Raw genomic sequence first — 14,496 nt, 5'->3', positions numbered from 1 at the left:
CATTACTCACTACCACTAAGCCCTTGTGGTGAAGAAGATTGTGCCGTAAAAGGAAGGCGGATATATGCTACAGTGCCTCCATCCTCCGGCAGATAATCGAGAACAAAATCTTCCCCGTATGCCGAATGAAGCTTTTCATAAATAAAAGACATCCCGTGCCCGGTCTGGCTGCGCATACTGCGCAATACGCGTTTACGTGTCGCTTCTTCAATAGGCGTACCATTATTATATATCTTGATTTCCACATAGGGAGCAGTATAAAAAGACTGTATACGGATGATCCGCTTATCGCTGACTAAATTTTTAAATCCATGAGTAAAGGCGTTTTCTACAATAGGCTGCAGGAAATTAAACGGCACTGCCGTCTCCTCTGTATGATCGGCAATATCATAAGTATAAGTCAGCCGTTCCTGATAACGCAATTTCTGAAGATCCAGATACGTCTGCAGATATGTAAGTTCTGATTTAAGTGGTACAAACCGCAAATTATCTGTCATCGTATAGCGGAAAAATTTTGCCAGATTCAATATGGCATCATACAACGCTTCCCCAGACTCACTGACAGCCATGCTTGCCATGGAATTCAGCGTATTAAAGAGGAAATGATGATTGATTTTCAGATTCGTCACCGTGTCATTGACCTCTCCCAAAGCCTGTCTGGACTGGGTCAATTGTTCATTCTTCTCCAGAAGTTCCTGCCGCGATACGTAAAACTCACACATATCGTGTATATTCTGTACGACCTGTCTTAAGAGTCCCCGCAGGCTCATGACTGAGCTCAGTGGCATATCGTACAATTTTCCCATGGCAGAGGTTCCGGAACGTTCCGAAAAAAAGATATGTCCTCCTGTAACAGAACCTATATACTGCTGATGAAACAGGACAGGGACATAAAATACGGTCAGACCATACGGGCAGGTATACTCTTTTTCTTCTCTTCCATTGCAGATAACATGTTCCGTTTCCAGACAGGGACAATGCTTATTTTCATCACCAATATCGCAATGATAGCGGCAATACTCAGAAAAATGGTTACCCTGCCAGATCAACTGCCCGTTTTTATCTGTCAGGGTAACCGGCATCCGCAGCGGTTCCAGCACAGTAGAGCGGATGATTTCTACTACAACGGAAAGGATATTGTCAAAAAGCCTCTGTTCCACATCGGCATCATGGCTCTGTTCATAAAAACCTGCCGGATGATACATGACAGAGTTATAAATGATCAGTTCCCGCAAAGGTTCATTGCCCATGGTCTTCGTTTCATGTTCGGCATTTGGCGGGAAATACACAGAATCGCCGGCATGACATATGCGCGGAGTGCCATTGATGGTATACTGGCATGTTCCCTGCAGTATATAAATGAACTGCTCTTGTCCGTAGTGGACATGGCGCAGCTGATGCTGTCCCGGCAGAATTTCCGAAATACCTACAGAAAGAGACTGGCTGCTACGGGCCTGTGGGGTATGCAGCCAGTAAATCTGACCCCATTTCGTTTTCTGTGTTTCCATCATATCACCTGATTCCTACGTCGTTTTTAAACGGATAACCCCTGTTTCTGAGACGACTACATCCATCTGTTCATCGTGTGCTTCTACAGGAATGACTTCTGTCATAATTTGTTCCCGGCATAAAATAACACGGGTAAACTGGCTGGCATGGAGATAGATATCATAGAATCCGCCGCCAAACCCCAGGCGCTGGCCTTTTTTGTTGCACGTACAGCAGGGGATCAGACCCAGGTCGATGGTGTCCGGTGCCATAACGGGACAGTCATCTCCCGGTGCCAGTATGCCATACCGCCCGGGCTTCAGGTCGGACAGGGAACGGATCTGCCGGACTTCCATGTTCCCTAAAGAAATACAGTAAGGCACGCCAACCTCTTTGCCGTCCGAAAGCATCTTCTCAATCAGGGGCAGCGTCTGAATTTCTGAAGCTGTACCGGCATAGCAGAAAATACGGCGCGCCTGCTGGTATTCCGGCAGGGACAGGACATACGCCCGGATAGTAGCATCAGCCTTTTGACAGTAGTCTTCCGACAATTGTGCCACCCGTGTTTTGATTTCCTTCCGAAGTTCTTTTTTTCGTTCCATCAGGTCTTGTATCATTATAGTATTCCTCCTTTGTTTTGTATAATAAGCTTATCATATTCATTTACTTTTTGGATACATAAATTTTCCAATATATAGCACCGACCAGTCCAGTACCACCCACAATATTCCCTATCGTCACGGGCAGTAAATTAGACAAGAAAAACCGGCTCCAGGACAAAGAGCTGCAATTAATCCCTGCTGAAAGAGCAGAAGCTGTATAAGAAGAATCCCAACTGGCAAATAAGCCTGCCGGTATATAATACATATTTGCAACAGAGTGCTCAAATCCTGCCAGGACAAAGAGAAAAATCGGCAGATACAGACCGGCCAATTTCTCTGTCGCGGTTGATCCGCCCATAGCAATCCATACGGCGATACAAACGAGAAAATTACAAAAAACTCCATCAATACAAGCAGAAAGAAACGAAAGATTCGTCTTGGCAGCCGCTGTCTGAATCGTATACACAGCCACAGCGTTGGAAAAAAGTGAAAACTGATGACAGGAAAACATCAAAAAGGCTACTGCCAGTGATCCTGCAAAGTTTCCAATATATACGATACACCAGCATCGTAACAACTCGCGCAGTCGGATCCGTCCCGACCAGACGGACATAGCCATCAGGCAATCACCGGTAAATAATTCCGATCCTGCCAATACGACCATGGAAAGGCCGGCCGGAAAAATAAGAGCTGAAATGAGTTTGGCAATTCCTGCATTTCCAATCAGGCTCGCACCTGTATTAGCCCCTACAGCGGCCAGTGCAATAAACATTCCAGCAAGGATGCTGAGAAGCAGCATGCGTACCATCGGTATGGTACTCTTCTGCTCTCCTGCCTGAATATAGGCAGCCGCTATTTCCTGGGCATTACGCATAAGTACCTCCTATAAATATACCCGCATTAAAAAACGCGGGTATATTCAAAACAATATGGATTATTTATGGGATGGATTGACACAATTAGTCATCAAAACTGCCAGCCGGGTACAGGGGGAAGCGGGAAATGAGTGCTTCTGCCCGTTTCTTGCAGGCCGCCAGATTAGCTTCATCTTCCGGTGCTTTGCAAACCTGATCCATGATTTCTACGATTTCATGGATTTCCGGTGCTTTCAGGCCGCGCTGTGTAATAGACGTAACACCGATGCGGGCACCACTAGTCACAAACGGGGACGCCGGATCAAAGGGAATCTGGTTCTTGTTTACCGTTATGCCTACCTTATCCAGGGCATTCTGGAAAAGTTTTCCTGTAATATTTTTCGGACGCAGGTCCACAAGAACCAGATGATTATCCGTTGTGCCACTAACGACACGGAAACCATGATCAGCCAGTTCTTTGGCCAGTGTCTTGCCATTGACAAGGATTTGTTTCATAATGGCCTTGTATTCATCGCTCTGAGCATGTTTGAAGCACCAGGCTTTTGCTGCCATCGTATGCAGCTGGATAGAACCCAGGCAGCCGGGGAATGTACCTTTGTCCAGTGTTTTGGCATGTTCGGCTTTGCAGAATACCATACCGGAACGAGGTCCGATAAAGGTTTTCGTAGTCGAAGATGTTACAAAATCAGCATACGGAATCGGGCTCGGAATAACGCCGGCTGCAACTAATCCCGCTACGTGAGCCATATCTACCATAAAATAAGCACCTACTTCTTTGGCAATTTCGCCAATCCGCTTATAATCAATCAGCCGGGGATAGGAGCTGGCACCTGCTACAATCAGTTTCGGCTTATATTCTTTGGCTTTTTCTTCCAACGCATCGTAATCAATCAGCTCTGTTTCTTTGTTTACACCATAAAATTCAAAATGATACATTTTGCTGACCCAGTTGGCAGGAGATCCATGAGTCAGATGACCACCCTGATCAAGGCGCATACTGAGAACCTTATCACCGGGATCAAGAATGGCTGCATAGACAGTATAGTTTGCCGTGGAACCAGAATAAGACTGAATATTGACGTGATCTGCATGGAACAATTCTTTAGCCCGTTCATTTGCTAACTTTTCAACTTCATCGGCAATTTCTGAACCTGCCTGGAATCGTTTTCCCGGATACCCTTCGAGGGTCTTATTGGTAAAAACGGAACCGGTCAACTCCATGACTTCTAATGGAGCCGTACTTTCAGAAGCAATCATTTCGATGTTTTTTTCCTGACGATGTAGTTCATCTTCCAAAAGCTGATACAGTTGCGGATCTGTTACGCGCGTGTGTTTTAACATACTTCTCTCTCCTTTTCAATGTCTTAGAACTTCTCATTTTTTCGATGTCTATTTGACATATCAATCGTACCATACGCGCAACATCAATTGTATGATGCAAATTGTACTTCTTTTTATCAATTTTGATTCTTTCCACATAAAAATCAGATTTTTTCCGTTCCGTTGCATATACAACAACATTTTTTCTATTTTTCGGCTATACTATAAGAGCAGTCAGGAACTGCAGTAATCAAGAGTTTTATTTACTATTGTAAAGGAATAGATATTTAGGAGGTAATCAAGATGGAAAATCAGATGTTTTGCTTTCAGTGTGAACAGACGGCACGGGGTACAGGATGTACAGGCTGTGCTGGTGTCTGTGGTAAATCCGCTGCCGAAGCAGGCCTGCAGGATGCTCTGACAGGCGCTCTCGTCGGTCTGGCACGTACCTGTCAGAAAGCTGCTCCCACGGCTAAGACCTATCGCACGATTCTCGAAGGAATGTTCACGACCATTACCAACGTCAATTTCAATACGGAAACGACACAGGTCATGATCGACAAGGTCCACGGCGAAGCCGCTTCTCTTTCCAGCACACCCGCTGCTGATTATGACATGAACCAGGTCTGGGACGCCGATGAAGATATCCGTTCCCTCAAATCCCTCATCCTGTTCGGCATGCGTGGCATGGCAGCTTATGCTTATCATGCTCTGATGCTCGGCAAATCGAGCGATGAAGTCGGCGCTTTCTTCGTCAAAGGCCTGTCCGCCCTCGCTGAAGACTGGGGCATGGACAAACTCCTGCCGATCGTCATGGAAACAGGTAAAGTCAACCTGTCCTGCATGGCTCTCCTCGATGAAGCCAACACGTCCACCTATGGCACACCGGTACCGACAACGGTTCCTCTGACTGTAGAAAAAGGACCGTTCATCGTCGTCACCGGCCACGATCTCAAAGACCTGGAACTGCTCCTCAAACAGACCGAAGGCAAAGGCATCAATATTTACACCCATGGCGAAATGCTGCCGGCCCACGCCTATCCGGAACTGAAAAAATACAAACACCTCAAAGGCAACTTCGGTACAGCCTGGCAGAATCAGCAGAAAGAATTCGACGGCGTTCCCGGCGCATTCCTGTTCACGACAAACTGCCTCATGCCGCCACGCCCCAGCTATAAAGACCGCGTCTTCACGACAGAAGTCGTATCCTTCCCCGGCGTTTCCCACATCGGCGAAGATAAAGACTTCACACCGGTCATCGAAAAAGCTCTCGAACTGGGCGGCTACAGCGAAGACCAGCACTTCACCGGCATCAACGGTGGCAGCACGGTAACGACTGGTTTCGGTCATGGCACTGTCCTCTCCGTAGCTGATAAAGTCATCGATGCCGTCAAAGCCGGCGCTATCAAACACTTCTTCCTCGTCGGCGGCTGCGATGGTGCCCGTCCCGGCCGTAACTACTACACAGAATTCGTCAAACAGACTCCGGCTGATACGGTCATCCTGACCCTGGCCTGCGGCAAATACCGCTTCAACGACCTCGATATCGGCTCCATCGGCGGACTGCCCCGCATCATGGATATGGGCCAGTGCAACGATGCCTACAGCGCTATCCAGGTAGCCGTAGCTCTTGCAAAAGCCTTCGACTGTGGCGTCAATGACCTGCCGCTCACGCTGGTTCTGTCCTGGTACGAACAGAAAGCCGTCTGCATCCTCCTGACCCTCCTCTATCTGGGAATCAAGAACATCTATCTCGGACCGACACTGCCGGCATTCGTCTCCAAGAATGTCCTCAACTACCTCGTAGAAAACTTCCAGATCACTCCGACCAGCACACCGGAAGAAGACCTGAAAAAAATCTTAGGATAATTCCCCTATCCGAAGCGATCCACCTCTCCTATATACAAAAAGGACTGCCTCCCCCAGGCAGTCCTTTTTGAGTTTTAAGTCAGCAGTTTGTAGTGGGTTAAACAGTCTAACTCATCTTCTATAAACTACACAATACAGAAAAAGGACTGTCGCATGATGACATAAGCCATCATGCGACAGTCCTTTTTTCGTTTGCAGTTTTACGGTTGCAGCAACCGCTGTATTAGAAGACGAATACGAATTCGGCCCGTGTCTGTTCTTCCGGATCGGCAGCGTTCTTCTTATGGTCCTTCCACTTGGAAGCGAAGGTCTGATATACGTTGAACTGAGCGTTTTTCGCTACAACATAGCTGCCGCCGACACCCCAGGATTCGATGTTGCCCAGAGCCTTTTTGTCAAAACGCCAGCTGTTCGTCGAACCGCCGAGGTAAGCGCCATCTTCGACATTGAGGTATTCCACCCAGGCACTCCATGTACCCGGCTGGGATTTGATGGCTTTGCCATAGGTCAGCTGGGCAATCCAGAGGTTTGCGTTGTCGTCGTTATTGATGGTCTTGTATCCGTTTGTCAGGTTGACCTTTTCATAGTTGACGAGGAGATTCCATTTGCTTCCGAAATTGTAGGATACGTAAGCGCCCCAGAGGTCATCGCCCATGAAGGAATCGCCACTGTTTTTGCCACCGGCACGGGTGAAGTCGTTGTAGTATACGCCGACTTTAGAACCATTGCCGAAGAAGCCTTCGATTTCGCCATAGCCGGTCTTTACGCCATCGATTCCCTTATCATCATCACCAGCAAAGGTCTTATCCGAGCCATTGATCTTAAATTTACCATAGCCGGCAGTGACGGCGAAATTGTCGTTCTTGTATTGTAACTGGGCACGGTCGAAGACATCGCCGTAGTTGAGGCCGTAGGCATTACCCATGATATATTTTTCCGTACGACCGGCATTGATCTTGAAATTCCCCAGTTTCGTTTCTACTTCTGCCCGGTCGGTATAGACGTCACCATTGTCACTGCTGGCCGTTTCATTATCCGAGAATGCGACAGAGTCCGTGCTGAGGCCGTATTTGACCGTCGTCTTGTCATTGACCTTGGTCGTCGCGCGGAGGCGTACACGATAATCCCAGGAATCGTCGTTTTCCTTACCGCCCTGCTGGTAACGGTAACGGACACGGGCATCACCAGTCAGTTTGACGTTGCCCACTTTCTTTTCCAGATTGGAAACGCGGACGCCGAGGCTGTTGAGTTCATCGGCATATTCATCAGCCAGTTTATTGATGAGGGCACGCTGTTCGACCGAAGCTTTGTCCATGTGAGCCATAGCCTTGGCTGTCATTTCAGCAGCTTCATAACGGGTAATATTGCGTTCCCCCTGGAAATACGAGCCATCGACGCCCTGGATAACACCGGCATCAGCCAGTTCGACGACGGACTTATAGGCCCAGCTGTCGGTCGGTACATCGACAAAGGGATTGGCGGCAAAGGCACTGGCAGCGCCCAGTGTCAGAACGGCTGCAAAGGCAGTGGCAATTTTCGATTTCATCATGATATATTCCTCTCTTTCCTAAAGACACAGGCAGGACCTTTGTCTCCGGAGAGGCACTTGCTGTCCAGGCGAGTTTTCCTTGTTTCCTCTCTGAATCCACAATCTGCCCTCTCATGACAGTCCTGCACAGGCGGTTATCCGTCTGCATGGCTAGTATAGAGGAAATCCCTTTTTGTTGTCAAAAGCGCTATAAACGGCGTAGTTAAGCCATTTATAGCATCTTTTTACAGAGTGCTTACCCATATTTTTCCCTTTCCATCCCAAACTTTTACATTGCCTCCGTTTTTCATTATATGTCTTTTATCAAGAGACATTTTAATTTTTACAGTTTTGTTACGATTACAAGACGGTTTGTTTACGATACAGTTATAGTATGATGAATAGAAGCCCTGAAAGCAGAAATCCAGGCTCTCAAAGCCCGATAATTCCTGCGGCAGACAAACCGGCTTTTTACCGAATTTCTCTGCTATGACACATCGGAGCCATTCGCCGTACTGAATATATCCTGACCGGTCTGCCACGCAGATTGTATACAAAAGGGACTGCAGCAGCAGAGCTCAAAATGCTCATGCTGCTGCAGTCCCTTTATCTATCGTCAATCGTAAAACAGAAGATGCCCCATTACGCGTCTTTTTGCGTAATAAGGCATCCTCTGTCTGTATTACCGGTTCACATTACCGGGCATTGGCTTTGCCACGGAAAATCGTGCCACGGCTGGCATCTACGGTCACGATTTCGCCATTTTCCAGGACGTCGGCTGCATGTTCTGCCCCGACGATGGTGGGAATGCCGAAGGTGATGGCTACGATAGCCGATTCACTCGTAAGGCCGGCTTCTTCCGATACGATGGCACTGGCCCGCTTCATATAGTCTACGTATTCCGCACTGGCTGAACGCATGACCAGGATAGCGCCGTCGGTGAAATGGTTCTTCAGATCATCGAGACTGGCGGCTACGCATACGGGGCCGATAGCCGAATTGCGGCCGATACCGGTACCGCGGAGGAGGACATCACCTACGACCTGTACGCGCACCATGTTAGTCGATCCGGCTTTGGCCACCGGCACCCCTGCCGTGAGGACGACGAGGTCGCCGGCATTGATGAGCCCTGCGTCGAGAGCCGCATAAATGGCATTATCGACGACTTCATCGGTCGTATTGCTTTCTTTCCCCAGTATGGCCTGGACGCCCCAGTTCATCTGCAGGCGGCGGACAATATTTTCATGAGGAGAAACGGCGATGATGGGGCATGCCGGACGGTACTTGGCCACCATCTGTGCCGTGCCACCCCGTTCGGTCGATGCAATGATGGCCGCTGCATGGAGGTCTTCGGCGATTTTGACGGTCGCTTTGCCGATGGATTCGGTCGTCGTCGCCGGCGCCTTATTTCCTTCCTGATGAGCCTGGGGCGGGAACTGGCTTTCCGTAAAGACCGCCACCCGGGCCATGGTCTGGACGGCTTCTACCGGATAGAGGCCGCCTGCCGTTTCGCCGCTGAGCATGACCGCATCGGTCCCGTCGAGGATGGCATTGGCTACGTCACTCGTTTCGGCCCGCGTCGGCCGGGGATTGTTGCACATAGATTCCAGCATCTGCGTTGCCGTAATGACTGGTTTGCCTGCAGCCTGACATTTGCGGATCAGGAGCTTCTGCAGCGTCGGCACTTCTTCGGCCGGCACTTCTACGCCCAGATCACCGCGGGCTACCATGATGCCATCGCTCATACTGATGATTTCATCAATATTGTTGACGGCGGCCTTGCATTCGATTTTGGAAATAATCTTCATGTGGCTGTCGTGATTTTCCAGAATCTTGCGGATGGTCAGTACGTCTTTGCCACGCTGGATAAAGGAAGCGGCAATCCAGTCCATATTCATGTGGATGCCAAATTCGATATCGGCTGCATCACTTTCCGACACGGCCGGCAGATTGATGGGGATTCCCGGTACGGCGACGCGCTTGCGGTCGCTCATCTTGCCACTGTTGAGGATTTTCGTATGGATATCGTCGCCTTCCACGGACGTGACTTCCAGATTGACCAGGCCATCCGACAGGAGGATGTGATCGCCGGGCTTTACATCCTGCGGTAATTCTTTGTAGTTCATGGAGGCAATGGTTTCATCACCTTCTACATCCCGGGCCGTCAGGGTAAAGTCGTGACCGGCTTCCATCATGATGGAACCATTCTTAAACTTACCCAGGCGGATTTCCGGCCCCTTTGTATCGAGCAGCAGGGCAATGGGCGTCCCTAATTTCCGGGAAACGGCACGGACCATTTCAATCCGCTTTTTATGTTCTTCATGACTGCCATGGGAAAAATTGAACCGGGCTACATTCATGCCGGCACGGACCATGCCTTCCAGGATTTCCGGCGTATTCGAACTGGGGCCCAGAGTACATACTATTTTTGTTCGTTTCATCGTTTATGCTCCTTTTACAGGTTAAACAGATCAGGCTTTTCATCCAGTGCCGAAAGCAGGATACGGGCACTGGTCACATTGGTAGCAACAGGCACAGAATGGACATCGCAGAGGCGCAGGAAAGCCGACACATCCGGTTCATGAGGCTGGGCCGTCAGGGGATCGCGCAGAAATACGACACCGAGGACTTCATCGGAAGCAATCATGCCCCCGATCTGCTGGTCGCCGCCCATCGGGCCGGGCTGCATCTGTTTTACCGTAAGTCCTGTTTCGTTTTCGATGCGGTGTCCCGTTTCACCCGTCCCTACGAGGGGATGCCGGGATAATACGTCCTTAAACTGTGTTGCCAGTCTGACAATGGCATCTTTCTTGGCATCATGAGCGATGAGTGCAATGTATGTTCGCATAATGTACCTCCTTGTACTGAACTCCTTAATGTGCCTGTGATAGCTGTTACATTTTTGTTCCCAGTGGTACAAAATCCGTCCCACTTGGGGAACATACCATAAAAACTATGGTATGTCCTTCTTCTGTGATTGTATCGTATCGACTGTAATAATGCAAGGAAAAAACCGTTTCTTTACCCTGTATCTTCTATATTTTCCGATAGTTTACCAGAGTTTTACCCTGTCTTTTTCTGCTATATACATTCCGTCCCCTGTTGCGATGTCATAGGCGCCATAGAAGCCGTCCGTAGAGGACAAGGCTCCGTTGACCCGGGCCCGTCCTTCCGGATGGGGATCGAGCATGAGCAGCTGATGGAGGAGCTGGTCCGTATACTTAGAGGCAAAAATAGACGCGAAATTCCGATACAGGTCCTGCAGGGCCGTCTTGTCGCCTGCGGCGATTTCCGTCACGGCTGAAAGGCCGCCGCAGTCGGCAATGGCTTCATTCATGACGAGTTTGCCGTTTTCATACTGCCCCGGTGCCAGCTCATAGCGGCTGTAATAGGGAGCAAAAGCGGCAGCCCGTTTCTGGAAGGCTTCGTAATCGGCCTTGGTCCACCAGTTGCGGACATTGCCGTCTTTATCGGTATGACTGCCATTCGGGTCAAAGGCATGGGATATTTCATGACCGATGACGGCGCCGATACCGCCCAGATTCGTCCCCCGCGAGGCATTGGCATCGTAGAACGGGGGCTGCAGGATTCCTGCCGGGATGGTAATGCTGTTGTTATCGGAAATATACGCCGCATTGACATCCTGCGGATCGAAGGCGTACCACTTATCGGGGTTGAAATCCGTCCCGATCAGGTTCTGTTCCTCCCGGGCGGCCCAGGCAAGGCTGGCCAGGATATTACCGAGCAGGTCGCCTCCTTCGGATTCGGGCACGACGACATGCATGTCTTCGATGAGCGGTTTGTCATCGGCTGCCGGTCCGCCGACAAAAACACGCAGGGCATCGAGTTTTTCTATAGCCTGTGCTCTCGTACGGGGACTCATCCAGGCATTGGCTTCCAGACGGGAGCGGTAGACCTTCCGCACTTCATCAGTCATGGCCCGCACGTCCTGTATCATATGAGGGGTGCAGCGTTTTTTCAGGTAAATCTGCCCCGTTTCGTAAGGCAGCAGGTCCTGCAGCAGGTAGGAAGCCCGTTCCCGTTCCGTCCGGTTCTGTTTGATGCCATAGCGCTGGTTATAATAGGCTTTCGTTATGTCGCGCAAGGGGATGTCAGCAAAAGGCGCCACCATGTCGTAGGTGCGGGCAATGAAATAATTCCGCATCAGTTCCAGGTTTTCTTCTGTATAGGCTGCATCGATCTGACAAAGATAGTCCGGATTGGAAAGGAAAAAGACTTTTTCCCGGGAAAGTCCCCAGTCTTTCAGCAGGCGTTTTCCATCCAGATGAGGCGTCATCTCCAAGAATTCCTTACGCGTTACCATACGGTTCTGGACCATAATATCATTTTCTTCTTCGCTGGTCAGCATATGCGGCGCCAGGGATTTTTCATAGGCCAGGATGGACGCAGCCATCGTATCGGCTTTGTCTTTGGCCATCCCGTCTTCCTGGAGCAGCCGGGATATATAGTCTGTATGGCGTTTCCATGCGCCCGGCTGGGGTTCCTTTTCCAGGTCATACCGTGACAGGAAGGGATCATGGGGCTCAAAGCGTGCCACATAGCGCCGGCTGTCGGGAAGACGCTGTTCGTTCATGCTCATGAGCACATCGATGCCATATGTCTGATGGAGCTCTCCCACTGCCGCCGTCAGTTCCTGTGGAGTCCTGGCCGCTTTGATGGGAGCCAGTACGTCCTGGATATGCTTCCGGGCCGTGGCATTGCGCGTTTTCTGGTCGGTAATGCACTGATACAGGTCGGCTATTTTCTGTTCCGGCGTCCCCTTGTCATAGGTTCCCTGATGGCTGGCAATGTCTTCAATTTCCCCGGTCAGGAATTCTTTGTTTTCCAGATTCCGTTCGTGGAACCAGGACCACGAGGCTTCTGTCGGTTTGATCTGCTTTTCCGCCAGCGTCTTTTCATTGACGGCCTGATAAAAATCGTCTTTTTCACTGGCTGCCAGGACGACTGCATGGCCCGGGAACACTCCCAGTACGGCCGTCAGAACCAGAGCGGCACACAAAGCCGCCGTTTTCTTTGCTATCACGTCGCACGTCTCCTTTCGTCGTATACGGGATTATTTTTTCAGTGCCGGATCGGGTACGCCATTGGCCGCAAAGGCAGCCGCCCGGTCGCGGCAGGTACCACAGACGCCGCAGGGTCTGTCGCCCCCTTCATAGCAGCTCCAGGTCAGTTCATAGGGAGCGCCGAGGCGCAGGCCTTCTTTGACGACGCCGGCTTTATTCCACAAAAGGAGCGGCGCTTCCAGATGGCACGTATGGCCGGACCCTTCATAGATAGCCGTATTCATGGCCTGTTCAAATTCCGGCGTGCAGTCCGGATAGGCTCTGCCGGCGGCATCATCGGCATGGGCGCCGTAGTAAATGACTTCGGCATGGACACTGACAGCCACGGCGGCGGCAAAGGACAGGAACAGACCGTTGCGGAAGGGGACGTATGTTTCTACAGTACCTTCTCCGCCGGCCTGGGCCAGCTGCTCTGCATAGGACATATGGGCAATCTCTTTATCGTTATTTCGTTCCAGGAGCGGGCAGTCACTGTGCAGGAAAGCCTGGGCCAGATTGATTTCCTCCTGCTGCACGCCATAATAGGCCGCCACGTTACGGGCAGCCTGTAATTCCTTTTCATGGCGCTGTCCATAATACGCCGTCAGGGCCAGTACATTTTCTTTTTTATATTTTTCTACGGCTATAGCCAGACACGTCGTCGAGTCTACGCCGCCACTGAGTAATACGACACATTTCATGTTTATCATCCTCCTCGTCGGACTAACATATCTATTATACTACATTACCCGGTGCGGCTAAAACGCCAGGAGCGGATTTTTCTTACCGGCTTCTTCCCGTTATGCTATAATGAAGTCATCTGACAAAAGGAGCCGATGGTATGGTCAAAGCATTGATTCTCATATATATAATCTGGGGCTACAACTGGGTCGTCATGAAGGTATCGACGGCCTATTTCCCGCCGGTCCTGTTCGTCGCCTGCCGGGCCCTGATGGCGGCCGCCGTGCTGCTCCTGGTCTGTGCATTCCGTCACAGATTCTGGCCGGAGCGCAAATACTGGCCCTGGATATTCCTGACGGGATTTTCCCAGATCGTCATAAATAATGCGGCCATGCAGATTGGCATCGTCACCCTTTCAGCGGGGCTCGTGGCCGTACTCAATTACACCATGCCGGTCTTTATGGCGATCCTGGCCCATTTCTTTCTGGGAGAACGCCTGACAAAGCGCAAACTCTTTGGCATCGTCCTGTCCATGGCCGGGCTCTGCCTGCTCATGAATATCCATTTCGACAATCACATCGGCGCCATGGTCATCGTCCTCGCCGGCGCCCTGGGCTGGGCCGTATCGGGCATCATCCTCAAGCTGAAACTCGGCGGCTGCGACATGATAACCTGCACGGCCTGGCAGATGGCCCTGGGCGGCCTGGTCCTCGCCGTCTGGGCAGCTGCAAGCGGTCAAACCGCCGTCATCTGGAACGTGACGAGCGTATCGGCACTCTTGTATAACGTATTTCTGGCCGGTGCCGCCGGATTCTTTCTCTGGAACTACATCCTGCAGCACATGGAAGCGTCCAAAGCCGGCACGGCCATCCTCGTCGTCCCGGCCATCGGCGTCCTGAGCGGCATCCTTTTCCTGGGTGAAACCCTCACCTGGAACATCGCCCTGGGCATGGCCCTCATCCTCACCGGCGTCGTCATCATCGTCAGAAAACACAGCAGCCACATCCTGCACCGATAAGAAAAGGCAGGCAGAAAGGGCGCTGCATGATAGCGGAAATGCTTCATGCAGC

11 protein-coding genes are annotated in these 14,496 nt (G+C 50.6%); 2 read left to right on the top strand and 9 right to left on the bottom strand.

Features of this window, described 5'->3' with window-relative positions; all coding sequences use genetic code 11:
- Positions 1-2 precede the first annotated feature (2 nt).
- The 4 genes from DW949_RS05440 to glyA all read right to left on the bottom strand — a co-directional run bounded on the left by DW949_RS05440 (position 3) and on the right by glyA (position 4,306).
- A complete protein-coding gene (locus tag DW949_RS05440; RefSeq protein WP_118022232.1) occupies positions 3-1,511 on the bottom strand; it encodes a histidine kinase in 1,509 nt (502 codons plus the stop codon).
- Positions 1,512-1,523: 12 nt separating this feature from the next.
- Positions 1,524-2,105: a 5-formyltetrahydrofolate cyclo-ligase gene (locus tag DW949_RS05435; protein WP_118022231.1), complete on the bottom strand. Its 582-nt coding sequence runs from the start codon at positions 2,103-2,105 to the stop codon at positions 1,524-1,526.
- 46 nt (positions 2,106-2,151) lie between these two features.
- The gene (locus tag DW949_RS05430; RefSeq protein WP_118022230.1) at positions 2,152-2,964 is read right to left on the bottom strand and encodes a formate/nitrite transporter family protein; all 813 of its coding nucleotides are present in this window, start codon (positions 2,962-2,964) and stop codon (positions 2,152-2,154) included.
- A gap of 85 nt (positions 2,965-3,049) precedes the next feature.
- Positions 3,050-4,306, bottom strand: a complete 1,257-nt coding sequence (gene glyA, locus DW949_RS05425; protein WP_118022229.1) for a serine hydroxymethyltransferase — start codon at positions 4,304-4,306, stop codon at positions 3,050-3,052.
- Positions 4,307-4,588: 282 nt separating this feature from the next.
- On the opposite strand from glyA, the gene hcp reads away from it, so the two are divergent.
- Positions 4,589-6,154 (top strand): hydroxylamine reductase, encoded by a 1,566-nt coding sequence (hcp, locus tag DW949_RS05420; protein ID WP_118022228.1) that lies wholly within the window; start codon positions 4,589-4,591, stop codon positions 6,152-6,154.
- Positions 6,155-6,377: 223 nt separating this feature from the next.
- Here hcp and DW949_RS05415 read toward each other — a convergent pair whose 3' ends face one another.
- The 5 genes from DW949_RS05415 to queC all read right to left on the bottom strand — a co-directional run bounded on the left by DW949_RS05415 (position 6,378) and on the right by queC (position 13,446).
- The gene (locus DW949_RS05415; protein ID WP_118022271.1) at positions 6,378-7,700 is read right to left on the bottom strand and encodes an S-layer homology domain-containing protein; all 1,323 of its coding nucleotides are present in this window, start codon (positions 7,698-7,700) and stop codon (positions 6,378-6,380) included.
- Between the two features lie 677 nt (positions 7,701-8,377).
- Positions 8,378-10,123: a pyruvate kinase gene (gene pyk, locus DW949_RS05410; protein ID WP_118022227.1), complete on the bottom strand. Its 1,746-nt coding sequence runs from the start codon at positions 10,121-10,123 to the stop codon at positions 8,378-8,380.
- Between the two features lie 14 nt (positions 10,124-10,137).
- The gene (gene mgsA / locus DW949_RS05405; RefSeq protein WP_118022226.1) at positions 10,138-10,530 is read right to left on the bottom strand and encodes a methylglyoxal synthase; all 393 of its coding nucleotides are present in this window, start codon (positions 10,528-10,530) and stop codon (positions 10,138-10,140) included.
- A gap of 204 nt (positions 10,531-10,734) precedes the next feature.
- On the bottom strand, positions 10,735-12,726 hold the full coding sequence (locus DW949_RS05400) for a M13 family metallopeptidase (protein WP_118022225.1): 1,992 nt from the start codon (positions 12,724-12,726) through the stop codon (positions 10,735-10,737).
- A gap of 30 nt (positions 12,727-12,756) precedes the next feature.
- A complete protein-coding gene (queC, locus tag DW949_RS05395) occupies positions 12,757-13,446 on the bottom strand; it encodes a 7-cyano-7-deazaguanine synthase QueC (RefSeq protein ID WP_118022224.1) in 690 nt (229 codons plus the stop codon).
- Between the two features lie 140 nt (positions 13,447-13,586).
- On the opposite strand from queC, the gene DW949_RS05390 reads away from it, so the two are divergent.
- The gene (locus tag DW949_RS05390) at positions 13,587-14,444 is read left to right on the top strand and encodes a DMT family transporter (protein WP_118022223.1); all 858 of its coding nucleotides are present in this window, start codon (positions 13,587-13,589) and stop codon (positions 14,442-14,444) included.
- Positions 14,445-14,496: the final 52 nt, after the last annotated feature.

The sequence above is a fragment of the Megasphaera sp. AM44-1BH genome (genome assembly GCF_003467125.1).
Lineage (GTDB): Bacteria > Bacillota > Negativicutes > Veillonellales > Megasphaeraceae > Megasphaera.
This window is presented reverse-complemented; position numbering and strand designations above follow the sequence as displayed.

What these genes read in the sequence shown, in the direction of transcription:
- glyA (WP_118022229.1), bottom strand. Translation starts at nt 4,306, where the DNA reads ATGTTAAAACACACGCGCGTAACAGATCCGCAACTGTATCAGCTTTTG.
- mgsA (WP_118022226.1), bottom strand. Translation starts at nt 10,530, where the DNA reads ATGCGAACATACATTGCACTCATCGCTCATGATGCCAAGAAAGATGCC.
- DW949_RS05390 (WP_118022223.1), top strand. Translation starts at nt 13,587, where the DNA reads ATGGTCAAAGCATTGATTCTCATATATATAATCTGGGGCTACAACTGG.
- DW949_RS05440 (WP_118022232.1), bottom strand. Translation starts at nt 1,511, where the DNA reads ATGATGGAAACACAGAAAACGAAATGGGGTCAGATTTACTGGCTGCAT.
- hcp (WP_118022228.1), top strand. Translation starts at nt 4,589, where the DNA reads ATGGAAAATCAGATGTTTTGCTTTCAGTGTGAACAGACGGCACGGGGT.
- DW949_RS05435 (WP_118022231.1), bottom strand. Translation starts at nt 2,105, where the DNA reads ATGATACAAGACCTGATGGAACGAAAAAAAGAACTTCGGAAGGAAATC.
- DW949_RS05415 (WP_118022271.1), bottom strand. Translation starts at nt 7,700, where the DNA reads ATGAAATCGAAAATTGCCACTGCCTTTGCAGCCGTTCTGACACTGGGC.
- pyk (WP_118022227.1), bottom strand. Translation starts at nt 10,123, where the DNA reads ATGAAACGAACAAAAATAGTATGTACTCTGGGCCCCAGTTCGAATACG.
- DW949_RS05430 (WP_118022230.1), bottom strand. Translation starts at nt 2,964, where the DNA reads ATGCGTAATGCCCAGGAAATAGCGGCTGCCTATATTCAGGCAGGAGAG.
- queC (WP_118022224.1), bottom strand. Translation starts at nt 13,446, where the DNA reads ATGAAATGTGTCGTATTACTCAGTGGCGGCGTAGACTCGACGACGTGT.